Below are 24135 nucleotides of genomic sequence, written 5' to 3' on the forward strand. Positions count from 1 at the left end.
ACAATAATTAAAAATTAGGAAGACTTCCTTCTTAGAAATCCTATTTTCATTGTCAAAATTCTATCAGTAGAAAATATTTTTGCTGCAATTATTATAAGAGCTATAAAAACAACTACCATATATAATATCCCTAAAAATACAATATTATAATTTCCAAGTAAAATTTCCCTTGATGCAATAAAAGGATGACTAAAAGGTATAGCCATTATAATAAGCCTTACTGGCAAAGAAAGGTTATTGATATCAGAAAAGAGAGAAACAAAATAAGGTATAATAACTAAAAAAACTAAAGGTAAAGACATACTTTGAGCACTTTTTAAATCTTCAGCTAAAACCCCTAAAATGGTAGATAAAGCTAAGCCACAAAGAATTGCTAAAAACAATGAAATTCCAAACAAAGTATAACCGTAAGGTGTAAAGCTCAAACCTAATTTTTGAATAATATCAGATGTACTGCTTACATCCACATTTCCACCTATTTCACCCATAAAAGATCTATATCCATACATATAAATTAAAGATGAAATTATTCCAACTATACCAGCTCCCATCATTTTAGCAATCACTATCTGTCTTCTACCTATAGGTACTGTAAGGAGAGTCTCAAGGGTTTTATCCTGCTTCTCCATAGCTATAGCAGAAAGAACCATCTGGGATGTATACATGATTACTACCATTAGAATACTAGGAATAAATATTGATTGAGAATAAACTGAGTTAAGAACATCTGATGTAGTACCTTCTGCAATCCTGTTTTTAACAATAACAAACTCTTTTTTCCTTATAGGGTTTTTCAAACTATCAGGATCTACCCCTGGGAATTTAGCTCCAATAAACTGGTCAGACATATACCTATTCATTGCGTTAATAACCTGATCCAAAACTGCAGATCCCACATTACTGCCCAATGAGAAACTCCTTATGAAAGAATATATCTCAATCTCTGCTGGCTTAAATCTAGACACTAATGATCCAAAATTCTCAGGGATTAAAACAAAAAAATTTATTTTTTCTCTTCTTGCAAAATCAAATGCCAAATCTTTATCTTCCTTTGGAAGAAGCTCATTTAATAACTTAACCTTGAAATTTGCCAAAGAAAGATTACTCAAAAGTTCCTTCGATATTTCTGATTTATCAAGATCTAATACATAGATGTCTTTTGTCTCAACAGCCTTCTCAATTTCTCTTTTTGTAATACTACCCATAAAATTAAAAATTAATATTGTAAAAATAAGAGATATTATTAATTGAAAAGTTACAAGTTCCTTTATTTCCTTTTTCAATAGGTTTAAAAACTTGTTCATTGTACTACCCTCCGAAACACTTCCTCTAAATTTTTAACATTGTGTTTTTCCTTCAACTCTTCTGGTCTACCTATCTCTAATATTTTTCCCTTATCAATAAGAGCAACTCTATCAGAGAGAAATTCTATCTCTAACATATTATGAGAAGAAAGTAAAACAGATGTCCCTTCTTTAACATATGCTCTTATAATCTCTCTTATTTCTAAAGCATTAATAACATCCAAACCGGACGTAGGCTCATCCAAGATCGCTAAAGTAGGCTTCGTCATGAGAGCTCTTGCAAGTAAAAGTTTTCTAGTCATTCCTTTACTGTATGTCCCTACTTTATCCTTTAATCTATCTTCGAGTCCACTTATTTCTTTTGCTCTATTTAAAAATTCTTCTAACTCCATTTGATTGTTAGCATAAAAAGTTGCCATAAATTTTAAATAATCAATACCTTTCATATTCTTATAAGCCCCTGCCTCTTCGGGTAGATAGCTAATATTTTCTCTTACAAAATCAGGATTTTTTCTTAAATCTTTACCCATAAATGTAACTTTTCCATCCGATGGAGTAAGAAGAGTTGCAACTATTCTTAGGGTAGTTGTTTTACCAGCACCATTTGGTCCTATCAAAGCAAAAATCTCACCCTTTTTAACCTCAAAACTAACACCTTTAAGGGCTTCTAAATTACCATAAACCTTTCTAAGATTTTCTACCTGGAGAATATTATCCAAAAATATCACCCCCAAACTAATATTGTTTGTGGAAATTATATCAATCAAATTTAATAAAACCTATTAAAAATATGTTAAAACGTATTTTACTTGCAAAAAATTTTCATTTAGAATACAATTTTTACTAGAACAAAGCTGTTAGCATAAGGAGAGACTTCAAATGAATTTTAAAGAAAATTTAAAAAATAAAGGCATAAGATTGAGCAAACCAAGACTCATTGTCCTTGAGTTCTTTGAACAAAACAAAAAGGGACATTTTTCTATTTATGAAATTTATGAAGAATTAAAAAAACAGAATAAAAAAGTTTCTTTTACCTCTGTCTATAGGAGTTGTAAACTTTTTGAACGCTTAGGTTATATACGTCCTATAAGCTTTGAAGAAAGACATATTCATTATGAAAGTAATTTAAATCCTCATATACATTTCCAATGTGTATCATGTGGGAAAGTAGAGGAAAAGGAATTAACAAATCTCTTAGAGATATCTAAGATAATAAAAACAGAAGATGATAATTTTATAGTTACATCGATAAAGATTCAAGTATTAGGAGTATGTGAAGATTGCCAAAAGAAACAAAGGGGGTAATTATGATCAAAAAACTAATAGAATTAGAAAAGGGAGAAAAAGGAAAAGTAGTTAGCATTATAGGTGGTAAAGGAAAAATTTTAAGACTTGCAGAATTGGGAGTAATCCCAGGAGAAGAAATTGTTCTTTTTCAAAAATCTTTAGGACCTGTGATAGTAAAAGTTAAGGATACTAATTTAGCTTTAGGTAGAGGTTTAGCAGAAAGTATTCTTGTAGAGGTAGAGAACCATGAAAAAGAAAATTAAAGTAGGTTTAGCTGGTAATCCAAATGTGGGAAAAAGTACTGTATTTAATCAACTTACAGGATTAAATCAACATACAGGCAATTGGCCAGGAAAAACAGTGGAGAAAAAGATTGGATATATAGAAAAAGATGATTATCTAATAGAGGTGGTAGATCTTCCAGGAACTTATAGTCTTACTGCTCAATCCTTAGAAGAACTTATAGCAAGGGAATTTATAGTGGAAGAAAAGCCTGATATCTTAGTACTGGTTTTAGATGCTTCCCTTTTGGAAAGGAATTTATATTTGTTGTCTCAAATTTTAGAATTACACAATAATGTAATTATTGCTCTTAATATGATGGATATATTAGAAAGCAAAAAATATAAATTAGATGTGAAAAAGTTTGAAGAAAAGTTAGGACTACCTGTGATTCCCATGGTAGCAAGTAAGGGTAAAGGCTTAAATGAACTTATAGAAAAGGTTATTGAGATTTATGAGAAAGATAATATTCATCCCACAAAAGTAAAATATTCAAAATTAGAAGAGACTATCAAAAGAATAGAAGATCTGTTACCTGACAAAATTCAAAAATATCCAAAAAGATGGGTGGTAGTAAAATTATTAGAAAATGACACAATTATCATAGATTTATGTAAAAATAATTTAAAAGATTGGGAAAAAATCCAAAAAATCATAGAAGAAAGAGAAGATAATCCTATAAGAGTTGCTACTGCAAGATATGAATGGATTAAAGAAATATTAAAGGAGGTTATAGAAAAACCCAAAAAACAAGCAATTCTCTGGACTGATAAAATAGATGAATATGTTACTCATCCCATTTGGGGATTTGTTATAGCCCTTTTTATAGTAGTAACAATTTTCTATCTTACTTTCTCCATAAATAATCTAATATCTATTCCTTTGGAAAATCTACTTGACATTATAGGAGAAAAGATATCAATCCTTTTGACTTTTTTACCAGAATTTCTAAGAAACTTGATAACTAAAGGCATTTGGCAAGGTATTGCAACTATTCTTTCTTTTACCCCTTTAATTACTATATTCTTCTTATTTTTAGCTCTTTTAGAAGATACAGGCTATCTTGCAAGACTTGCTTTCATAACTGATAGAATAATGCATAGTTTAGGACTTCATGGTAAATCCTTCCTTCCATTAGTGATAAGCTTTGGTTGTAACGTACCTGGAGTAATGGCCACAAGAACCCTTGAAGACCAAAAAGACAGGATACTTTTAATAATTATTGATTCCTTTATCCCTTGTGTACCAAGAATATTAGTTGCTTCCTTCTTCCTTGGAATATTCTTTCCCCAATATGCCTTTCTACTTCTTTTAACGCTTTATATTATTAGTTTCACTTCCATATATATAAGTGGCAAATTATTAAGAAAAAAGGTATTTAAAACTTCCATGAATCATCTTCTTATGGAACTACCAATATATAAAACTCCAAGCCCTAAAATAGTACTTTTATATATATGGGATAAATTAAAATCTTTTTTCATAAGAGCAGGAACTGTTATGGCTTTACTTTCAGGATTAACTTGGATTCTTACCAACATTCCCTCTGGAAATATAGAGAACTCATTATTCTCTCAAATAGGCAAATTATTTCTACCTTTAGTCTCTCCCTTAGGTTTCAGTTGGCAACTTACTACAGCCCTTCTTTCAGGATTTGTAGCTAAAGAAGCTTCACTTTCCACTTTAAGTGCCATCTATGGTCAAAGTGGAAATGAACTTGGTAATATATTGTTAAAAGAGTTAAATCCCATAACAGCTTATAGTTTTGTAGTATTTCAACTCTTATATATACCATGTGCAGCCACAGTTGCTACGATCTATAAAGAAACAAATTCCATAAAATGGACAGTATTTGCTGTTTTTTACTCTTTTATCTATGCCTATATCTTCACTTTTATTCTCCATCATATATTAGTATTTTTATCAAGTATGTTATGATAGAAAAAGTACTTGAATATATTAAAGATAAAAGAATTATAAATATTGATAAGCTGAAGAAGGATCTTCATTTATCTGATGAAGAATGGGAATTGATCCTTCTCCAGCTTAAAGATCTTGGTTATATAAAAAAGGAATCTTTATCAGAGAGTATAAAATGTTCCTCCTGTCCCTTTGCTAAATCCTGCTTTCAAGGATGTCTTCAATCTGGGATCTTATATTTTGTAAAACCTCATAAGGATTAGGACTCTGAGTAATAGGACGTCCAATAACCAAATAATCAGCTCCTTTCTCCATTGCTTCTCTTGGAGTCATGATTCTTTGCTGATCATCAGTTTTCTCCTTTGTAAGCCTTATTCCTGGTGTAACAATAAGCATAGGACGCCTAAAGTTTTTCCTAAGTAATTCTATCTCCCACGGGGAAGCTATAACGCCATCAAGACCTGTCTCTTGTGCAAGTTGAGCTAAAAATAATACCTGTTCTGGTAAAGATCTGGATATTCCCCAACTTCTCCTAAGGGTTTCTTCATTGAAACTGGTTAATACAGTTACACCAAGAAGATAAGGATATTGTGTTTTATTACTCTCTTTAAATTGAGATACAACTTTAACTGATTCTTTCAACATATCTTCTCCACCAAGAATATGAAGAGTTATCATAAAAGGATCCAATGTAAGAAGTCTTTCAATAGTTCTTACGACCGTGTTGGGAATATCAAATAACTTTAAATCAATAAAAACATTAGTACCCATCTCTTTCAAGACCTTTACAACATGAGGACCCGCTACGGAAAAAAGTTCAAGCCCAACCTTAAAATTTCTTACATGTGGTACCAAATTTTCAGCTATTTCTAAGGCTTTTTTCTCTTCAGGAAAATCGAGAGCCACAATAATAGGATCAAATTTCTTAAACATTTAATCAACCTCCCTATTAAAATGATGAGCTATTCCTATAACATTTTGAATCTTCTCATTCTTAAAATAATCTTCAGCCTCTTTAACCAGCTTACTCCCAATCCATGGATCTCTAAAATTAGCACTTCCTATTTCCACCAAAGAAGCTCCTGAGAAAAGATATTCTAAAACATCTGAGAAATTTACTATCCCCCCACATCCCACTATAGGGAGCAAATTTAATTCGTAGATTTCCCAAATATGCTTCAAAACCAATGGTTTAATAGCAGGTCCAGAATATCCAGCAAAAACACGTTTAAAAACAGGACTTCTTTTTTTTGTATCTATCGCAAGCCCTAAGAAAGTATTAAAAGCCACAACAGCTTCGCCACCTGCGTCCTTTACTACCCTTACTATATCCAAAATATTTGGAGCCTGAGGAGTTAATTTTATCCAAACTGGCTTGTTAATTATCTCTACAACCTTTTTTGTTATAACCTTTACCATATCTATATCAATCCCGAAGAGCATACCACCACTATCTACATTAGGGCAAGAAAGATTTAATTCCAAAACTGAGAAATTATAATCTCCAAGTTCTTTAGCAATATGATAATATTCTTGTTCTCTTTCCCCTGCTATGCTTATAATTACATGAGTATCCAATCTCTCTAAGTAGGGCATTTCTTCTTCGATAAATTTCTCTAATCCAGGATTTTCAAGTCCTATAGAATTTAATATTCCAGCATAACATTCCCATATTCTCGGTGTAGGATTTCCTTCTCTTGGTTTTAATGTAATACTTTTTGTTACAATACCACCTAAAATATTTACATCATAAAACTTTGCCATTTCTCTTCCAAAACCACATGTGCCTGATGCAAGTAGAATTGGATTCTTAAAAACTATGCTTCCAACTTTAATTTTTAAATTATCCACCTAATTCAACCTCCGATCCTACAATGATAGGTCCATCCTTACACACATGAAAATTGCGATTTCTTCCCTTCAAAAAACAAGATAAACATATTCCTACTCCACACCCCATTCTTTCTTCAAAAGAAATATAAAGCTTATCCTTTTGATCCACTAAATGATATAAACTTTCGAGCATTGGATAAGGACCACAAACAATTATCTTGTCAAAATCTAATAAGGAGGGTAAAAATTCTAATATTTTTCCTTTATTACCCACGCTTCCATCCTCGGTAGAAATTACAAAATTATAGCTATATTTTTGTATATCTCTATAAATTTTCTCTTCCACATATGAGGAAAAACCGATATAGGAATTGAAAATTACATTTTCTTTATAAAAATTAACAAGAAAATTCAATGGGGCTATACCTACCCCTCCTCCAACAATAAGAACCCTCTCTCCTTGATTTAAAGAAGGAAAAGAATTTCCAAGAGGTAAAAGCATAAAAATTTTTTCACCAACTTTCTTTTGTGATAAAATCTCCGTTCCTCTTCCCATCTTCTGATAAAGAAAATATATAAGATTATCTTCCACACTATAAAAACTCATAGGTCTTCTCAAAAAAGGATCATAACTTTCCTCTACTTGCAACATTGCAAATTGACCAGGTAAAATTTCAAAGGTATCTTTTGGAAGTCTTATTTTCAAAAGATAAATTCTTTCTGATACTTTTTCATTTTCTACTATTTCTCCTACTACCTCTTTCATCTAAATATCTTCCCTTCTCTATATACTAACCTTCCCTCTACAAAGGTCATAATAGGCCATCCTTTCAATCTCCATCCATGAAAAGGAGTATTCTTGCCTTTAGAAAAAAGCTTATCTTTATTAACTTCTTTCTCTGCTTCTATATCAATTATTGTAAGATTAGCTGGCACTCCTTCTTCTAAGGGAATAAATGGTAGATTAAGAATCTTTGCTGGATTATACGACATCTTCTTAAAGATTTTTAATAACGGAATTTTTCTTTGATGAAATCCATAAGTAACCATAAGAGGAATAGCTGTTTCAATACCACTAATTCCAAACTCTGCTAAATTGTAATCTACCGTCTTCTCATCTATATGATGTGGGGCATGATCTGTAGCAATAACATCTATAATATCTGACTCTAATGCTTCCCAAAGCACTTTCTGATCTTCCTTTGTTCTTAAAGGAGGATTCATTTTAGTATTTGTATCATATCCACTTTCTTTAACATAATCCTCGGTAAGAACTAAATGATGAGGAGTAACATCACATGTTACATTTATTCCCTTTTCCTTACCCCATCTGATCATTTCAACACTTTGCCAACAAGATATATGGGCCAAATGTAATTTTCCTTCTGTCAATGATGTAAGAAAAATATCTCTTGCTACTATACTAGCTTCTGCTACCCATGGCATCCCTTTTAATCCAAGGACCATAGCAGTTTTTCCCCAATTCATACTGCCTCCGGAGGTTAAATTAGTATCTTCCGCATGTTCTATGATAGGAACATCAAAGGCCTTTGCATATTCTAAAGCACATCTTAATACTTCACTATTTAATACACATTTTCCATCATCTGAAAAGGCTTTAGCACCTGCTAAAAACATATCTCCTATCTCTGAAATCTCCATACCTTCCCTTCCTTTAGTTATAGTTCCAATTGGATATATTCTTGCTAAACCTATAACATTAGATTTTTCATATATATACCTCACAATCATTTTGTTATCTATAGGGGGATTTGTATTAGGCATACAAGCCACAGCAGTAAATCCACCAGCTACAGCTGCCATAGAACCTGTCTCCAGTGTTTCTTTCCATTCATAACCTGGTTCTCTAAAATGAACATGCATATCTATTAAAGTAGGTACAACAACTTTATTATTACCATCCACAATTTCCACATTTTGGTCCAAATTTAACTCTTTTCCAATGCCTCTAATATAACCATCTTCTATGTATAGATCTCCAATCTCCTCTTTATTTTTATCTGTATGTAACAAAATAGCATTCTTAATTAATATTTTCATCTGACCTACCTCCCAACATAAGGTAAAGAAGCGCCATTCTTACAGCTACACCATTCGTTACTTGTTCATTAATCAAAGATAACGTACTATCGGCAACTTCCGAAGATATTTCTACACCCCTATTCATAGGACCAGGATGCATAATTAAAACATCTTTTTTAGCCTTTTTTAAACGCTCTTCTGTTACTCCAAATAAAGCATGATATTCCCTCAAGCTTGGGAAAAGCCCTTTCTTTTGTCTTTCTAACTGAAGTCTTAAAACATATACAATATCCGCATCTTCAATAGCCTCATCTAAATTATATGTGACTTTAGCATTTAAGTATTGAATATCCTTAGGAATTAAAGTAGGAGGTCCACATACTATAATAGAGCTTCCCAGCTTATTCCAAGCATATATATTAGATCTCGCAACTCTACTATGGAATATATCCCCAACTATAGCTATCTTTAATCCATCAACTCTATTCTTTTTTTCATAAACGGTAAAAACATCCAAGAGAGCCTGGGTGGGATGTTCATGCATTCCATCACCTGCATTTATAACCTTTGACCTTATGTTTTTAGCAATAAAAAGGGGTACCCCAGAGGAACTATGTCTAATAATAAATAATTCTACTCCCATAGCCTCTATAGTCTTAACAGTATCAAGAAGAGTTTCACCTTTCTGAATACTACTTGTAGATGTTGCAATACTTATAGTATCAGCACTTAAATATTTTGCAGCAAGTTCAAAAGAGGAACGAGTTCTTGTGCTTGGTTCATAAAAAAGAGTACATATGGTTCTTCCTCTCAAAGTTGGTACTTTTTTAATACTTCTATTCAATATATCTTTCATGGATTTGGCTGTTTCAATAATTAGTTCAATCTCCTCCTTTTTAAGCTCTTCAATACCTATTAAATCTTTTCTATCCCACATTATTATTCCTCCTTCCATTCTCCAATTACTACTTCATCTACCCCATCTATCTCTTCCAATCTAACCTCAATTTGTTCTTTTCGAGAGGTAGGTACGTTTTTTCCAACATAATCAGCTCTAATAGGAAGTTCTCTATGACCTCTATCAATTAAAACAGAAAGTTGTACTGTTCTTGGTCTACCTATATCCATAAGAGCATCTAAAGCAGATCTTACTGTCCTTCCTGTATAAAGTACATCATCCACTAAAATCACATCTTTACCTTCAATGGAAAAATTAATTTCCGTTTTACCCACCTTGGGTTGATCCAATCTTAAGTTCAGATCATCTCTATATAAGGTAATATCTAAACTACCAACAGGAACTTCCTTTCTCTCTATCTCAGCAAGAAATTTTTTTAATCTTTTAGCTAATGGTACCCCCCTTCTTCTTATTCCGATAAGTACTACGTTATCTACGCCTTTATTCCTTTCTACAATTTCATGGGCAATTCTTTTAAGAGCTCGCTGTATAGCCTCCTTATCCATTATTCGTGCCTTTTCCTGAAAATACATAGATTCTTTAACCCCCTTTCTTTTATAAAAGATAAAAAAGCGGACATACCCATTTTTATTATGGATATGTCCGCTTTATAATCATTTCTATTTATATTTTTTTTCAATTTTCCTCCCTTTTTAGCCTCACTGGGCTAAATTAAAGGACCAATGTATTATAAAAAAGAAAAAATTAAGTGTCAATTAAAACTAATACTTCAAAAACTTCTCTACGATCTCTTTTTTACATGTATTTTGTAGAATTTTTAGTTCATTAAATCTCTTATGCAAACAAGAAAAAATAATAGCCATTGACTCATGTACACCATAAGTAGGATCTGGATCTGTTGCTTCATGTATTGATATTTTTAATTTATGATCGTTAAGATAAAGAGAGATAAAAAATCTTTGTTTTAGGGAACCTTCTACTACGACAGTATCAATCAGTATCTCATTTTCCTTTGAATAGAAACTTATATAATTAATTATCTTATTATCCTTTCCATATATACCCTTAGGAAGAATCTTTAGAATCTCTTCTATTTTAAGATCTTCTTTTAATTCCATAATTATATAAGGCATAATAATCTCCTCCTTCTTTAACTTCAAAAGAGGATAAAAATCCTTAATCCATAACGGCATCTCTATTGTTTCCACTTTTTTATAGCCTATATAATAGATGGGAAGCCCAATAGATATCCATTTTCTTGCATATTTCGTTTTATAATATTCAGGAAAATCATTTATCATGCTTTTTCCCCATAAAGGTTTAAAAATTCCTATCTTTTCAAAAATATCTATAGTATAATTAGCATAGTCTAAACTATCTGTTGCCATAATAAAATGCCCTTCTATTTCTAATCTATCTCCTAAAAGATAACAAAAAGCATCGTTTATAATTCTTCTTTCTTTATGGGATTTTTTTGGCCAAGGATCAGGAAAATTCATATAGACAGTCTTTAAAGATTGGGAGTTAAATAGTTTGCAAAGAGCTTTAGCTCCTTCTATTCTTACAATTCTCAGATTTTCTAAATTAGCTTTATTTACTTTTCTTTCGGCCTTTTTAAGTATTTCTTTGGATACATCTACACCAATAACACTAATGTGTGGATTATTTTGAGCAAGCCATATAGAAAACTCCCCATTCCCCATTCCAATTTCCAAGTAAATAGGAGCTCTCCTTTCAAATATTCTTTCCCAATCTGGAAAAAATCCCAAATCTTTTTCTTTTAATAATAAACTCTCCATATTAGATGTTATGATATACTAATTCATAATTTGTGAAAAGGAGGTCAAAATGAGAGGAAAAAGAGAACCAATAGTATTAGAGAATTTTGGGCAAAAAATCTTTGGAGTCTTTCATGTACCTGAAAAAACACCTGCACCTTTTGTACTCTTTTGTCATGGTTTTACAGGTACAAAAACAGAACCTCATAGAATTTTTGTAAATACAGCAGAAGCTCTTGCAAAAGAAGGAATTGGTGCATTAAGAATTGATTTTCGTGGTTCTGGAGACAGTGAGGGTTCTTTCAAAGATATGACTGTAGAAGGCGAAGTTTCAGATGCCCTTGTAGCTCTCGATTTTCTCAAACAAAATAATTTAGTTGACAAGGAAAGAATAGGTATATTAGGTCTATCTATGGGTGGAGCAGTGGCCAGTATTGCTTCTGGAAGAAGCCCTATTGTAAAATCCTGTGTTTTATGGTCTGCTGTATGCCATTTTGATCTATTCTTTAACAGACCCTCAGAAGAAATACAAAAAATTAAAGATTATGGAGATTTTATTGATCTTGGGGGAAATCCTGTGGGTAAAAATTTTTTGGCTGAAATTGTAGGAGTAGAACCATTAGAAGAATTAAAGAAAAGAATATTGCCTGTATTAATTATTCATGGAAGTAGTGATCCTGTAGTACCAGTACAACATGCCTATGATTATTATGAAGGAATTAAGAATACTCATAAAGCCGCTTTAGAAATAATAGAAGGAGCAGATCATACCTTTAACTCCATTGAATGGGAAAGAAAAGTCATAGATAGTACCTTAAGATGGTTTAAAGAGACATTATAAAAAGGTAGATATAATCTCTTCTTTTATTTCCTTAAAAACCAGATCTCTAGTTTCAGGAGTAAGATAATATGTTTTACCATATTTCTTAAATGCAGTTATAAAGTCCCTATGTAAAGATGCAATTATATTTTGATTACTATTTAAGATTTCAAAAATCTTATCTCTAAATTTACGAGATAAAAACTCCATTTTTCCTATTTCATCTATAATAAATATATCTCCTTTTTGACAAAATACATCCTCTATTATTTTCTCAAAATAATCTATATCTACATAATATTTCCCAAACCTATGAAGAGTAACATTATATACAGATGCAAAATTGACTCTCTCATTTGTTTTCAGTAAAATCATATCAAATCCAATTCTAAATTTTCCATCTCTAACTTCTTCCGTAATAAAACCACAAGTACTTATATTCCTTTCTCTACAAAAGGCATCAACCTTCTTAAGTAAAGTAGTCTTTCCAACTCCAGGCTGTCCTGTCACAAAAATTTTCATCCTTGATTCACCATTGAATCTCATAAATTTTTGTATTATAACATATAAAAGTTAAAAATTATGATCTATGTATGTTACAATAGATCTTGGAACCACAAATTTAAAGATAATTCTATGGAACCATAAAGGGAAATTGAAAAAAAGACAATTTTTCCTACTCCAATTTCATCTGATTATACAATTGATCCCTTAAAGATTATCCATTACCTCAATGATTTCTTTTCTAATTTAGAAAGAAAATACAAAAAGAATATACAGGGTATAGCTGTGGGAGGAATGAGCGAAGCAGGTTTACTTATAGATAAAAATGGAAATCCATTAACTCCAATCTTTTCATGGTTAAACGAGAAGGGTGATGAAGAGATAAAAATCCTTGAAAAACTTAGCAAAAGATATATATTTTATATCACAGGACTTAAAGTTCATCATAAGTATTCATTGGCAAAGATTTTATGGCTTCAAAAAAGGAAAAATATATTTGGATGAAAGCATACAAATGGATAAATGCTGTAGACTTTATTAATTTTTATTTAAGTAAAAACTTATATACAGATTATTCTCTTGCCAGCAGAATGCTTCTCTTTGACATAAATAAAAAACTTGGTCTGAAGAAATATTAAAATTATGTAATATATCACCCGAAAAATTACCTGATATTAAACCTACAGGATCTATAATTGGTAAAATTGATATCTCCATTAAAAATAAATTCTCATTAAATACCTTTCCTATTATATTAGGTGGGCATGATCATCCTATAGGAAGCCTTATCTATAATCTTCAAAACTCAATATTTGATTCCTGGGGAACAGCTGAGACCTTTATACTCCACACCGAAAAACCTTTATTAAAAGAAGCAGTAAGAGAATTAGGGTTCTCGGTAGGATGCATAAAAAATTTTTATTATTTAATAGCAGGAATACACTTTTCGGGAGAAATATTAAAATGGTTAAAAGATAATATGAAATGGAAATTAATCATTGAAGAATACACTCCAACTAATGTCCTATTTTTTCCATTCTTGTTGGGTAAGGATTCAAGAAAATATAAGGAAAACATCAAGGCAATTTTTTATGGGATAGATCTAAATACTCATATAAAAGATCTTATCAAAGCAGTATGGGAAGGAGTTTTTATGAAAGTAGATATATATTAGAAAATATTGAAAATTTGGGAATACCAATGGAGAGAATCTATTTAAGTAGATGTATGATTAGATTTAAAAAAAATCATTAAATTAAAAGCAAATGTATTAAATAAATCTATATACATTTCAAAAGAAAAGGAATCTACATCAAAAGGCTTAGCTCTTCTTATTGCCGAAAATTTGAATGTGGAAAACACAAAAAATTTTAAGGATTTTTCTTTTGATATTATATCACCCACATCTTCAAAGATTTTTGAGGATAATTATATAAGATACAAAAAAATTAGGGGGCTTCTGGGAGAATAGCCAGAAGCCCCTCTCTTTAAATTATTTCAAACCTTCAAGAATTGCATTAATTGCTGCTTCAAACTTAGGTTTTAAGGATTTTATAGATTTTGCAGGATTTGCTGGGTCAATCTGATCCATAAGCTCATTGAATCCAGGAATACCAGCAGCAGGATTAATAACTGTTCTTGTAGATGCGTCTATAAGTAAATCATAAATCTCTTTTCCACCAACTCTCTCTATTTGATCCTTAACTATTAATTCCTTTTCTTTATCTGTTGGCATTAGCATCCATATTAAGTACAATGCTGCAAGCTCTGGATCTTTGGAAGAAGAAGCAATAGCCCATGCCGAATCATCACCTTCATCAGCACTCTTTTTCTTACTATCAGGACCCTTTGGAAATGGAACTATTCCAAGCTTCTTACCAAGAGCATTCCTCATATTAGTTAAATCCCATGGACCCCAATAATCCATACAGGTTATACCTTTTTGGAATCTACCCTGTGGATCTGTCCACCAGTCAGCAGGTCTCATCTTATATTTTGCATCCATATCATACAAGGCTTGGAATGCTCTATATGCCTTTGGATCATCTAAATTAAATACAGGCCTACCACCTATATACTTGATAGGTAAAACATCGTTAGTCCATAAGAAAGGATGATAAGTTCTCCAACTTGCATAGGCATACTGATCTATTTTTCCATCACCATTGGTGTCTTGTGTAAGTTGCTTCCCTAATTCAAAGAAGATATCCCATGTCCATTTACCCTGCTTATACAACTCTAATGGATCTGGTAATCCTGCCATCTCAAATTTCTCTTTATTATAGTAAAGAATATATGGAAATACGTTATCATTATATATATTTGTTACTGCATAAATTTGTCCTCTCCATGTGAAATAATCTAAAATATTTTTCCTAAAACCTACAGCATTCCAAAGATTTTTATCCTTAAAGTCAATATACCTATCAAGAGGAAGGAGCATCTTCTTCATCATCCAAGTAGGTTTCTGCCTACTATCTATGTATACAATATCGGCTCCAGATCCAGACAAAATAGCAGCAGTTTGTTTTTCCACCTTCGTTTCCCATGTTACGTATACAATTTTCACCTTTGCTCCGGTTATTTTTTCAAATTCTTCCCTTGATTGTTTAGGAGATCTTACACCAGAAATGTCACTTTTTTCCACCTCAGGCCAATGTTGCCAAACATAGATAGTTTTACCTCTATACTTTTGTGTATCAATATTCAATGTATAATTTCCAACTTTTACTGTATATACTCTTTGCCCAAAGCCCGGGACAAAAGTCACAAAAGAAAAGAAAATTATAAAGAACAAAATAAACAAAGATTTTTTACTCATTCTTTAACCTCCCCTTTAATAAATTTTAAGTCTAAAAAGTTTTAATACTTTCCATATACCCCCTTTCTTTTGTAAATAGTTTCCATAGTATTTGTTTACATAGTACATCATTTTGAAAATAATAACTAACATTATATTGACCTAAAATAGCAAAAATTTGCTCTTATAATACTGGTACAGTAGTTTCCAATATCATACCTTCAGGGAAAAATTCAAAAATTATTTTTAGATTTGTTCCACCCTGAAGATTTTCAAAAACTTGCTTTTTTATAACCACTTGTGATTCAACAACATTAAAGTCATCCCAACCTCTGAGATAAGGAGTCCATGAATCTCTAATAGGTCTACCAGTTTTGGCATCAAAAATCTTTATTGTACATAATTTTGTACCATTAAAATTAATAAGAAATTTTGCATCCATTGGCACTCCACTAATAATATTAAATGGTTTATCTAATAAAACTGGGTCTTTGTATTGAATGATCTCTAAAGGATAATCTACTCCTTTTGTGAATTTAAACATGAAAATTCCATTTCTTCCATATACACCAGGTTTAATTATTGTTTTTATTAAACTAGATTTCAATAAAACTTGATCATCCTTAAGCAAAATATAATCTTTATTTAAATCTAATTTCCTTTCCCCTAAATATATACCTTCCAATTTATTACCATTCAATTCTAAAGAGATTACTGTATCTTTAATCTCTTGTTTCTCTTTTAAATAAAGTATCCCAGGATTTAAAAAGGCATTAGGATTCCCCATTGAAGCATTAATAATTATTTTTACAAGAACCTCATCTCTCCACATCCTATTTCTCCTATCATAATTATCAAAACCATTATCCCAATAAAAGGTTGCCATTTTATATTTTTTAGCTGTTCTTATAAGGTTATCAATAAAATACCATTCTGCTGGTTTATTCCCATTAGATACTCCAAACTCACCAATTATAAAAGCATGATTTGGAAATTTTTCTCTAACAATACGAATATCATTATCCATCTGTGCTTTATCTTTATTGCTTCCCCATGTTTTCCTTCCCCACCAATTAGCAACAAAATCCCATGGCGAATAATAATGGATACCAATAATTATATTTTCATCCTTTGGAGGTATTAGGTATTTCTCAGCCTTATATGTATCTGTCAAGAGTGGAGGTATTACTAATAATCTTTTATCATTAAATCCTCCTGAATTTCTTATAAGCTTTAGAATTCTTTCATTTACTTCATTTTGAATTTTTCCAGCCTCTCCTTCGGAGAAACCCTCATAAGTAGGTTCATTTATTATCTCAAAAATCAGTTTCTCTGAATAATTCTTAAATCTTTTTGCTATCTGCTCCCACAATTTCTCCAGTTTTCTCATTGTTCCTTCCTTATTTTGCTTCATCTCCTTACTCAGCCATCTCCAAGAATCATGATGGACATTTATTATTACAAAAAGATCCCTTTCAAGAGCCATATTCACAACCTCTTCTACCCTATTCATCCAAGCCTCATCCACCTTATAATCAGGAGCAGGCCCCATATGATCGACCCATGTAACAGGAATTCTTACACTTTTAAATCCTGTTTTCTTAATATCGTCAAAGATGTATCTTTCGGTCTTAGGATTTCCCCAAGAAGTTTCATCAGGTATGGCATCAAGAGAATTTCCAAGATTCCATCCAGGATCCATTTCTTCTACTGCTTTATGAGGATCAATATAATTAAAACTTCCCTTATATGAACTTGCATATCCTTGATTACAAAAGATTATTAAGAAGAATAGTAAATTTAGCAAAACTATTACTTCAATAATTTTCATAACACATCACCTTATTTTACAAATTTGATGTCATCCACATACAAAATAGTCTTTCCAGATGGAACCCCAGAAACCTCTATGCTCATCCCCCATACTCTTTTTAGATCTACAGTAACAAAAGACTTTAAAGGAATTGAAATTTTTGTCCAAGAAGTAGGCACCCCACCTGTAACGGTGTATTTTTCAGAATAAACCTCTTTTCCTCCTTTTTCACTTGGTGCTTCTGCAAGGGTTATTAAAAGATTATAATTATCAGTTTTCTCAGATTTAATATAAAACTCTAAATTTTTATATTGAGATAGATCAAATATTTTATCTTTATTATCAAAATTCCACTTTGCAAAATTAATTCCCATCCCAGCCCACCAGCTTTCCCAAACAAAGCTGATTTTTATACTTCTCTTACCAGAATATGCTATACCCTCTACTTCTTCAGCCTTACAACCTTCAGGAGCAACCCAAAAACCTAATGAAGACAAATTAGAATTATTACTCTCTCCATCATAGATTAATAATACATTACTTATTTGAGAAAAAATCAATGTTACAACCATTAAAAGAAGGATAGAAATCTTTAAGAACCTCTTCATTTAAAATACCCCCTTTTAAATATTTTTAACCAATTATTCCTGTTCTTTCCACACTCTCTACAAAAAATCTTTGGGTAAATATATAGAATATAAGCATAGGTAAAATAACTAATATAGCTCCAGCATACTGCGGTGGTAATATTAGTAAAGGATCAAATATTTGTGTACCACCAGTAATAATGGATCTTATATTTGCTAAATTTAAAGAAAGAGTATACTTATCAAAATCACCAATAAAAACAGATGGCTCAAAAACATCATTCCAATGCCAAACCACCGAAAATAAGAAAACAGTCACTATTGCTGGTATTGAATTAGGAATAAAAATTCTAAGATAGGTTTGAAAAGGAGAAGCACCATCCACATAAGCAGCCTCTTCTAACTCCTTAGACATACCTCTGAAAAACTGTCTAAAAATATATATAAATAGACCACTTCTTAAACCACCACCTAAGATGGTAGGAAGAATAATAGGATAATAGGAATTTAATAGATTTAGAGGTTCACCCCTTATTAATCTGATAATAATTAAGATGTCAAACCTTTGATAAAACACATATAAAGGAATAAGCAAAACCTGAGGTGGCACTATAAGGGTAAATATAATAAGTGCAAATATAATTTCCCTTTCTTTAAATTTAAATCTGGCAAGTCCGTATCCTATCATGGAACAAGCAATAACATTAAAGATAGCAGGAATAATAGAAATAATAAGACTATTCTTAAAAGCATTAAAATAATTTAAAGATTTAAATGCCAATATAAAATTTTCAAGAGTTGGATGCTTTGGAATCCATACTACAGTAGGATCAATAAGATCTTCTCTACTTTTAAGTGCTGCACTTAACATAAAAAGAACCGGTCTTAACAATACGTAAGAAAGACCTATAAAAAGTAAAATTTTTAAAATATTATATGCCCAGACACTTATTTTATGCTTCCATATATGAATTAATTCTTCTTTTTTATATTGTTTAAACATATATTTTCCTCCTTATTCATTCATGTAAAATACCCGTTTAGATATAATCCAAATTAAAATGAGTAAAATAGCACCTACAATTAGGAAATAGAGCCATGCAATAGCTGCACTATAACCATGATTTAATTGTCTAAAGGCCACTTCAAGGATATATCTAAGTACATCATTACTATAATCAGTGAAAGAATCTATAACCGTATATATGACATTTACAAGAATAATAGGAGAAATCATAGGTAATGTAATCTTCCAAAATACTTCCCAAGAAGTTGCTCCTTCTACTTGGGCTACCTCATACAATGATGCAGGAATAGATTGTAATCCAGCTAAAAATATAAGTATCTGCACACCTGATTTCCAAATAATTTCATATATCCTATCAATGGCATTAATAACGGGCATTAAAAATGGAATATTACCTGTTATCCTTACTAAAAACATTCTAAAATCTATACCTCTCAAAAAAGGTGAGTTAGACATAGCCATTCCTGCTTGGGCACCAATATTAAATTGCTCCAAAGAATTAGATTCTAAAACATAAAGTAATGCTCCTGACATAACGACAACAGGCAAGAAAAAAATAGCTCTTACTATGGTTCTTCCTCTAAATCTTTGGTTCAAAAGTATAGCAATAAATAAAGAAAACATTATTATTAAAGGAATATTTACCACAATATTTCCAATTTCAGTAGTCAGATATCTTATAAAATTAGGATCTTCTCTTAAAGCTTTTATAAAATTACTCAATCCCACAAAATTCAATTTATATCCTTCTGGAGAAACATCTAATTGACTAAAGGCAAAAATTATAGATTGAATAAAAGGCCATGCAAAAAAGATCATAAATCCAACAAGCCATGGGTAAACAAATAATCTACCTATTCTTGCTTGTCTTTGAGCTAAAGTTTTAAATCTTTTTTGTTTTTTCATAGATTATTTCCCCCTTATTTCTTTCCTAAGGAGAATAAAAAGTCTTCTCCTCTAACCATTTTACCTTTATATAGATAAGATGCTTTATTATAATTAACTATTATTTCAGCTCCATTCTCATACTCAACTCGATAAACCCCATCTGTAAGCTTATTATGGGACTTTATAGGAACATCATGTATATTCAGATACAAATCCTTAACTTTGTTGTATTCTTCTACTGCTTGATCAATCCAATCCTTATAATTAGAACTTAACATTTCGTTATAAAAACTCTTTTTAAAATATGATGAATCTTTATAAATGAACATATAATAAGGTAAAGCACCATACTCTACCATTCTTAAAAATTCTTTCTTTTGACTTTCTCTTAAATTTCCTGGTTTTCCACTAAAAGGAATATACCCATGAATAATCATTGGATAAAAAGGAATGGCTTCTGATTCTATTGAAAAATTACTACAATCGAGAGAAACATCAAGAAGCATAGAAGTATAAGGAAGAATATAAAGATTACCAGAAGTAAATACAAAGTTATATTTATCTTTATTACTGGATAAAGACTCTCTCCATAATGAAATTACCTCTTCTCTGGAGAGCAATCTTGGAAATTTATTTTGAGAATAAACATACTCTCCCATCTTCTCGATTAAAGCATTATTTATTCCATATTTAGATATACCCTTCAAAAAATTATTTAAATAACTTGGAACCTTACTTGGAAGCACAATAAACCATGGATCATAATCTCTATTCTTCTTCTTAATAACAGGATCCCATTTATATAGAAAAGCAAGACCATTATTTAAATATCTATTTCCATCCCTTGAAGGTGAAAAACCATTACCAGATTCGTGTACTTCTATAATCTCTGCAGTTAAATATAAAGGTATATTGTTCTTCTTACAATAATCTAAAAGCCTTATTAATCCTTTGTCTCCTCCGATTCTTGCTTCTACTTTAACTCCATTTGTAATTTTACTCATATATCCCCCTGATTGATACCCTTTCAAAATAAGGTTTATATTATCAATACCTTTAGATTTTAATTCCTGTAATATCTTAATAGTCTCATCAAAAGTGGTAAGTGGAAAAAGATCAATAACAGGAATTCCAGCCCTAGTAGTCTTTATTTTTATGCTATTAATAATTGTCAAATTAAAAGGTACCTTATCTACTTTTTCAGATTTTTTATAAAGATATCCATTATTGAGAAGATAATTTCTATATGTTCTTGCCATTAAAGAATAATCAACATCTTTACCAGCAAAAAGATAATAATTTATAACAATATCACTCTTAAGACTATAAGGAGAAAACTTACTTACCAATACATCTACCACTTCTCCTGCCTGTCCTGTAGATGCCTCCCTTTCATAAAGTAAGAACTTATGAATCTTACGATAATTAAAAATTGGATAAACCCTATAATATGAAGTAGCATTACCCGCCATATAACAAGCTAAACTTGCATCAGCATCCCCACTCTCAATAATTCCCAAGATTCCTAAATCATTTCTTTTTACTCCATATATAGGTAAATTTATATTCTCTGTTTTTGGGGGCATATCATATAAAGGAAGTCCATAATCTAGACCATATATTGGAATTTCAAATCCTCTCTCATTTCCGGCCTTATGATCAAATCTTACTAAAGCTCCGGAACCATCAGGCAAAACAAGATAACCATTATCTCTTTTTTCACCATATATAAAATAAGGTAAAACCCAAATTCTATTTAACTTTAAATCTCCTTCTTCCTCTATAGAATCCATTGGTACTCTAACTTTTAATCCATATGAGGTCAAATAAAACTCTATAGAAATAGATAAGCCCTGAGTAGAAAATTCATAATCAAATCTTATTCCATCCTTAATATTCTTCACTTTATAGTTTCCTCTCATAACTCCTAAAGCATAGGTATTATAGACAGTAATTTTCCCTTCTTGATCTGCCATCTCTACCACTAAATGAGACGGAATACTAAACTTAGTAACACCCATAGAAGGATCGTTTTCCCAATTTTCTGGAAATTGTCTAAAAATTTTTCCTGTTTTATTCTCCTTTATCATAACTTCAGCTGTTTGACTATTAAGTAACATAGAGAACCTCTCGTTTTGAGCTACAACTCTCAAACCATTATCTTGGCTATATAGAGGGATAATTAATAAAAGGATTAATATGACCATAAAAAAATTACTGTATTTCAAGAAGTATCTTTCCATCTCTTCACCTCTTAACCAATCATATATTTAATCTCTAAATAAACTGTATAGACAAATCTAATAAATTGTTGAAAAGTAGCAAAGAAAACCATACCTATAAACATAGCAAATATTATTCCACCTAAGGTTACTAAAGACGTTCCTATAGCTTTACTTAGGGTATATTCTTGGAGTTCCATCATACCAGAAAGAATGATCCATATTGACCAAAGAGTTCCTATAGTACCTATAAAATAGTAAAATGCTGCCTCATCTAAGGTAAAAACATGACTCAATAAAGTTTGAGGCAAAATCAAAAGAGCCAGTGGGAAAATACCATATACTGCCATAATAAAAATCTCTCTCATTTTTGCTTTTCCTTCCATTATGGTGGTAACCGCCCAATTTATAATCACCCATACTAAAATAGGAATTAACACTCTGCCTATCTCCAAGAGAATATTCAATTCTTCAGGTCGATATGGATTAAAATGAAAAGCAGTCATTAACCTTTGTATTATAAAAGAGAGAATTACAAAAACTAATAAGATAAGCGCTCCTCTAAAAGCTTTAGGTTTCCTTCTTAACTCGTAGAATCCATCAAAAGGATGCCTAATCACATAAAAAACAAACACTACAGTATTAAAAAGTTCGTGCTTTCTGAGAAAATTATGATAATGACTTCTAATAGTGTTTCCCAAAAATCTGTTTATCAAATATAAAGCTAAGATCAATAAAAGTATAGTGTTCATTATTAATGTAAAATTCCTTCTCATATACTCTATTCTGTATCCTCTTAAGGCTTTTGAATATCCTGTAGGATAAAAACCAAGTCTAAAACTTTCCATGGCTTCTTTATATTTTTCTTCATGGAGATAGTTTTTGCCTATACCAATATAAGCAAGATCATAATTGGCATCCATCTTAACAACTTTGTCCCATATATTAGCAGCTTTTCCATAATAACCTTGCACATAATAAGAATTCGCTTTTAATACTAAATTTCCAAAAGTGGTAGGTTTAAAAGTAGTTATAGTACCCTTATTCTCATCTAAGACAAAAACTTTTCCTTTATCTATATCTATAGCGGTTGGATATTGGAAGGTCCCTTTTTGATTTCCAATATCACCAACAACAAAAAGATAATCACCAAGATTGTTATAAACAAAAACCCTACCTACTCTACCATCTAAAACATAAAGATTTTCAGAATCATCTACAGCAATATCCACAATTTCTCCTCTAACAGTAAAACCAAAATATAGATCACCATACATACCGCCCGTGCGACCTTCCTGTTTAATAATATTGTCTCCTAAGGCATTTAATCTTTTAATTTGGTCATACCAAGCCCTTACACATCCATATATAAATCCATCTTTATCCGCTGTTACATTTCTATACTCAATCGGAATAAAAAGTACAAGTTGAGATCTTTGTTTTCTTGTAAGTACTCTTCTCCAGAAAAGTTCTACTGGATTTACCTCAACTCTATTACTTCCAAAAAATCTTTCAAAATTTCCATTTGGACTAAACTGTATTAAACCTTCAACCACATTCTCTGCTACCACATATATTCTTCCCAATTTATCCACAGCCACTTTTTTAGGAATATAAACAAAATCTTTACTTATAACCTCACCCACAGGTTTACCTACAATTTTAAAAAGAGAACCATCTGGATTTAAAATCACAATTCTCGCATTCTGAGAGTCTGCTATATATAGTTTGCCTTCATCGGTTAAAAATAAACCTGTCGGTGCTTTAAATCCATCCCTTTTACCATTATTGATAAAACCATCAATAATTTTCTTAATTCTAAAATCCTTATCTATAACAACAATTCTATTATTTCCTGTATCTGCCACATATATATCTCCATTCCTTTTATCTACAAAAAGATCTTCTGGTGAAGAAAAATCTTTGTCTAATCCTATAGTTTCACCCGTATAGATCTTTTCTGGCTCATAAGCAGGTAAAGAGGGAACTGGTCTACGTCGCTCATTATAAATATAAGTGTGATAAGGTATACCTGCATAAGTTACAGAAATAATCAGAAAAAGAAAAACTATTAAAATGTAAAATCTTCTTCCTTTTCTCATAAACAA

24 protein-coding genes are annotated in these 24135 nt (G+C 31.1%); 7 read left to right on the forward strand and 17 right to left on the reverse strand.

Annotation, left to right across the window (positions count from 1 at the left end; all coding sequences use genetic code 11):
- Positions 1–14: 14 nt before the first annotated feature.
- Together ACY3JO_RS08395 and ACY3JO_RS08400 are read right to left on the reverse strand one after the other, a co-directional pair.
- Positions 15–1304, reverse strand: a complete 1290-nt coding sequence (locus ACY3JO_RS08395; RefSeq protein ID WP_463084549.1) for an ABC transporter permease — start codon at positions 1302–1304, stop codon at positions 15–17.
- Complete coding sequence (locus ACY3JO_RS08400) at positions 1301–2023, reverse strand: ABC transporter ATP-binding protein (RefSeq protein ID WP_463084550.1); 723 nt, start codon at positions 2021–2023, stop codon at positions 1301–1303. Before ACY3JO_RS08400 ends, ACY3JO_RS08395 begins: the two co-directional genes overlap by 4 nt.
- A 160-nt stretch (positions 2024–2183) precedes the next feature.
- On the opposite strand from ACY3JO_RS08400, the gene ACY3JO_RS08405 reads away from it, so the two are divergent.
- From ACY3JO_RS08405 to feoB, 3 genes are read left to right on the forward strand one after another with little or no spacing between them, the layout of a single operon-like run.
- On the forward strand, positions 2184–2609 hold the full coding sequence (locus ACY3JO_RS08405; protein ID WP_463084551.1) for a Fur family transcriptional regulator: 426 nt from the start codon (positions 2184–2186) through the stop codon (positions 2607–2609).
- A gap of 2 nt (positions 2610–2611) precedes the next feature.
- Positions 2612–2854 carry a FeoA family protein gene (locus ACY3JO_RS08410; protein WP_463083477.1) on the forward strand — a complete coding sequence of 81 codons (243 nt, stop codon included), beginning with the start codon at positions 2612–2614 and terminating at the stop codon, positions 2852–2854.
- The gene (gene feoB, locus ACY3JO_RS08415; protein WP_463084552.1) at positions 2838–4811 is read left to right on the forward strand and encodes a ferrous iron transport protein B; all 1974 of its coding nucleotides are present in this window, start codon (positions 2838–2840) and stop codon (positions 4809–4811) included. Before ACY3JO_RS08410 ends, feoB begins: the two co-directional genes overlap by 17 nt.
- Positions 4812–4988: 177 nt before the next feature.
- Here feoB and pyrF read toward each other — a convergent pair whose 3' ends face one another.
- The 7 genes from pyrF to trmB all read right to left on the reverse strand — a co-directional run bounded on the left by pyrF (position 4989) and on the right by trmB (position 11387).
- On the reverse strand, positions 4989–5726 hold the full coding sequence (pyrF, locus tag ACY3JO_RS08420) for an orotidine-5'-phosphate decarboxylase (RefSeq protein WP_463084553.1): 738 nt from the start codon (positions 5724–5726) through the stop codon (positions 4989–4991).
- Positions 5727–6644, reverse strand: a complete 918-nt coding sequence (locus tag ACY3JO_RS08425; protein WP_463084554.1) for a dihydroorotate dehydrogenase — start codon at positions 6642–6644, stop codon at positions 5727–5729.
- Positions 6637–7392: a dihydroorotate dehydrogenase electron transfer subunit gene (locus tag ACY3JO_RS08430; RefSeq protein ID WP_463084555.1), complete on the reverse strand. Its 756-nt coding sequence runs from the start codon at positions 7390–7392 to the stop codon at positions 6637–6639. The genes ACY3JO_RS08425 and ACY3JO_RS08430 overlap by 8 nt, the downstream gene beginning before the upstream one ends.
- On the reverse strand, positions 7389–8687 hold the full coding sequence (locus tag ACY3JO_RS08435) for a dihydroorotase (RefSeq protein WP_463084556.1): 1299 nt from the start codon (positions 8685–8687) through the stop codon (positions 7389–7391). The genes ACY3JO_RS08430 and ACY3JO_RS08435 overlap by 4 nt, the downstream gene beginning before the upstream one ends.
- Complete coding sequence (locus ACY3JO_RS08440) at positions 8671–9606, reverse strand: aspartate carbamoyltransferase catalytic subunit (RefSeq protein WP_463084557.1); 936 nt, start codon at positions 9604–9606, stop codon at positions 8671–8673. Before ACY3JO_RS08440 ends, ACY3JO_RS08435 begins: the two co-directional genes overlap by 17 nt.
- Before the next feature lie 2 nt (positions 9607–9608).
- Complete coding sequence (gene pyrR / locus ACY3JO_RS08445) at positions 9609–10160, reverse strand: bifunctional pyr operon transcriptional regulator/uracil phosphoribosyltransferase PyrR (protein ID WP_463084558.1); 552 nt, start codon at positions 10158–10160, stop codon at positions 9609–9611.
- Between the two features lie 189 nt (positions 10161–10349).
- The gene (gene trmB / locus ACY3JO_RS08450) at positions 10350–11387 is read right to left on the reverse strand and encodes a tRNA (guanosine(46)-N7)-methyltransferase TrmB (protein WP_463084559.1); all 1038 of its coding nucleotides are present in this window, start codon (positions 11385–11387) and stop codon (positions 10350–10352) included.
- A gap of 49 nt (positions 11388–11436) precedes the next feature.
- Between trmB and ACY3JO_RS08455 the strand changes: the two genes are divergently transcribed.
- Positions 11437–12207, forward strand: a complete 771-nt coding sequence (locus ACY3JO_RS08455) for an alpha/beta hydrolase family protein (protein ID WP_463084560.1) — start codon at positions 11437–11439, stop codon at positions 12205–12207.
- On the opposite strand, the gene ACY3JO_RS08460 is transcribed toward ACY3JO_RS08455, so the two are convergent.
- Positions 12202–12708, reverse strand: coding sequence for an NTPase (locus tag ACY3JO_RS08460; RefSeq protein WP_463084561.1), 507 nt, complete (start codon positions 12706–12708; stop codon positions 12202–12204). The two genes, ACY3JO_RS08455 and ACY3JO_RS08460, sit on opposite strands and share 6 nt — an antisense overlap.
- Positions 12709–12906: 198 nt before the next feature.
- On the opposite strand from ACY3JO_RS08460, the gene ACY3JO_RS08465 reads away from it, so the two are divergent.
- The 3 genes from ACY3JO_RS08465 to ACY3JO_RS08475 are packed head-to-tail and all read left to right on the forward strand — an operon-like array spanning position 12907 to position 13864.
- Complete coding sequence (locus tag ACY3JO_RS08465; protein ID WP_463085667.1) at positions 12907–13194, forward strand: FGGY family carbohydrate kinase; 288 nt, start codon at positions 12907–12909, stop codon at positions 13192–13194.
- Positions 13191–13328 carry a hypothetical protein gene (locus ACY3JO_RS08470; protein ID WP_463084562.1) on the forward strand — a complete coding sequence of 46 codons (138 nt, stop codon included), beginning with the start codon at positions 13191–13193 and terminating at the stop codon, positions 13326–13328. Before ACY3JO_RS08465 ends, ACY3JO_RS08470 begins: the two co-directional genes overlap by 4 nt.
- 35 nt (positions 13329–13363) lie before the next feature.
- Complete coding sequence (locus ACY3JO_RS08475; protein WP_463085668.1) at positions 13364–13864, forward strand: FGGY-family carbohydrate kinase; 501 nt, start codon at positions 13364–13366, stop codon at positions 13862–13864.
- A 318-nt stretch (positions 13865–14182) separates the two neighbouring features.
- Here ACY3JO_RS08475 and ACY3JO_RS08480 read toward each other — a convergent pair whose 3' ends face one another.
- From ACY3JO_RS08480 to ACY3JO_RS08510, 7 genes are all read right to left on the reverse strand, one after another.
- A complete protein-coding gene (locus ACY3JO_RS08480; protein ID WP_463084563.1) occupies positions 14183–15511 on the reverse strand; it encodes an extracellular solute-binding protein in 1329 nt (442 codons plus the stop codon).
- A 163-nt stretch (positions 15512–15674) separates the two neighbouring features.
- Positions 15675–17321, reverse strand: a complete 1647-nt coding sequence (locus ACY3JO_RS08485) for a cellulase family glycosylhydrolase (protein WP_463084564.1) — start codon at positions 17319–17321, stop codon at positions 15675–15677.
- Positions 17322–17332: 11 nt separating this feature from the next.
- Positions 17333–17911, reverse strand: a complete 579-nt coding sequence (locus ACY3JO_RS08490) for a CIA30 family protein (protein ID WP_463084565.1) — start codon at positions 17909–17911, stop codon at positions 17333–17335.
- 25 nt (positions 17912–17936) lie between these two features.
- A complete protein-coding gene (locus ACY3JO_RS08495; RefSeq protein ID WP_463084566.1) occupies positions 17937–18893 on the reverse strand; it encodes a carbohydrate ABC transporter permease in 957 nt (318 codons plus the stop codon).
- A gap of 12 nt (positions 18894–18905) precedes the next feature.
- Positions 18906–19823, reverse strand: a complete 918-nt coding sequence (locus ACY3JO_RS08500) for a carbohydrate ABC transporter permease (protein ID WP_463084567.1) — start codon at positions 19821–19823, stop codon at positions 18906–18908.
- A gap of 14 nt (positions 19824–19837) precedes the next feature.
- Entirely contained in the window at positions 19838–22048 is a 2211-nt protein-coding gene (locus ACY3JO_RS08505) for a DUF5696 domain-containing protein (RefSeq protein WP_463084568.1), read from the reverse strand.
- 11 nt (positions 22049–22059) lie between these two features.
- Positions 22060–24129, reverse strand: a complete 2070-nt coding sequence (locus ACY3JO_RS08510; protein WP_463084569.1) for a YIP1 family protein — start codon at positions 24127–24129, stop codon at positions 22060–22062.
- Between the last annotated feature and the right edge of the window lie 6 nt (positions 24130–24135).

It is taken from the genome of Dictyoglomus sp. LHC4 (genome assembly GCF_055181355.1).

What these genes read in the sequence shown, in the direction of transcription:
- ACY3JO_RS08395 (WP_463084549.1), bottom strand. Translation starts at nt 1,304, where the DNA reads ATGAACAAGTTTTTAAACCTATTGAAAAAGGAAATAAAGGAACTTGTA.
- ACY3JO_RS08405 (WP_463084551.1), top strand. Translation starts at nt 2,184, where the DNA reads ATGAATTTTAAAGAAAATTTAAAAAATAAAGGCATAAGATTGAGCAAA.
- ACY3JO_RS08410 (WP_463083477.1), top strand. Translation starts at nt 2,612, where the DNA reads ATGATCAAAAAACTAATAGAATTAGAAAAGGGAGAAAAAGGAAAAGTA.
- feoB (WP_463084552.1), top strand. Translation starts at nt 2,838, where the DNA reads ATGAAAAAGAAAATTAAAGTAGGTTTAGCTGGTAATCCAAATGTGGGA.
- pyrF (WP_463084553.1), bottom strand. Translation starts at nt 5,726, where the DNA reads ATGTTTAAGAAATTTGATCCTATTATTGTGGCTCTCGATTTTCCTGAA.
- ACY3JO_RS08430 (WP_463084555.1), bottom strand. Translation starts at nt 7,392, where the DNA reads ATGAAAGAGGTAGTAGGAGAAATAGTAGAAAATGAAAAAGTATCAGAA.
- ACY3JO_RS08435 (WP_463084556.1), bottom strand. Translation starts at nt 8,687, where the DNA reads ATGAAAATATTAATTAAGAATGCTATTTTGTTACATACAGATAAAAAT.
- ACY3JO_RS08440 (WP_463084557.1), bottom strand. Translation starts at nt 9,606, where the DNA reads ATGTGGGATAGAAAAGATTTAATAGGTATTGAAGAGCTTAAAAAGGAG.
- pyrR (WP_463084558.1), bottom strand. Translation starts at nt 10,160, where the DNA reads ATGTATTTTCAGGAAAAGGCACGAATAATGGATAAGGAGGCTATACAG.
- trmB (WP_463084559.1), bottom strand. Translation starts at nt 11,387, where the DNA reads ATGGAGAGTTTATTATTAAAAGAAAAAGATTTGGGATTTTTTCCAGAT.
- ACY3JO_RS08455 (WP_463084560.1), top strand. Translation starts at nt 11,437, where the DNA reads ATGAGAGGAAAAAGAGAACCAATAGTATTAGAGAATTTTGGGCAAAAA.
- ACY3JO_RS08460 (WP_463084561.1), bottom strand. Translation starts at nt 12,708, where the DNA reads ATGAAAATTTTTGTGACAGGACAGCCTGGAGTTGGAAAGACTACTTTA.
- ACY3JO_RS08470 (WP_463084562.1), top strand. Translation starts at nt 13,191, where the DNA reads ATGAAAGCATACAAATGGATAAATGCTGTAGACTTTATTAATTTTTAT.
- ACY3JO_RS08480 (WP_463084563.1), bottom strand. Translation starts at nt 15,511, where the DNA reads ATGAGTAAAAAATCTTTGTTTATTTTGTTCTTTATAATTTTCTTTTCT.
- ACY3JO_RS08485 (WP_463084564.1), bottom strand. Translation starts at nt 17,321, where the DNA reads ATGAAAATTATTGAAGTAATAGTTTTGCTAAATTTACTATTCTTCTTA.
- ACY3JO_RS08490 (WP_463084565.1), bottom strand. Translation starts at nt 17,911, where the DNA reads ATGAAGAGGTTCTTAAAGATTTCTATCCTTCTTTTAATGGTTGTAACA.
- ACY3JO_RS08495 (WP_463084566.1), bottom strand. Translation starts at nt 18,893, where the DNA reads ATGTTTAAACAATATAAAAAAGAAGAATTAATTCATATATGGAAGCAT.
- ACY3JO_RS08500 (WP_463084567.1), bottom strand. Translation starts at nt 19,823, where the DNA reads ATGAAAAAACAAAAAAGATTTAAAACTTTAGCTCAAAGACAAGCAAGA.
- ACY3JO_RS08505 (WP_463084568.1), bottom strand. Translation starts at nt 22,048, where the DNA reads ATGGAAAGATACTTCTTGAAATACAGTAATTTTTTTATGGTCATATTA.
- ACY3JO_RS08510 (WP_463084569.1), bottom strand. Translation starts at nt 24,129, where the DNA reads ATGAGAAAAGGAAGAAGATTTTACATTTTAATAGTTTTTCTTTTTCTG.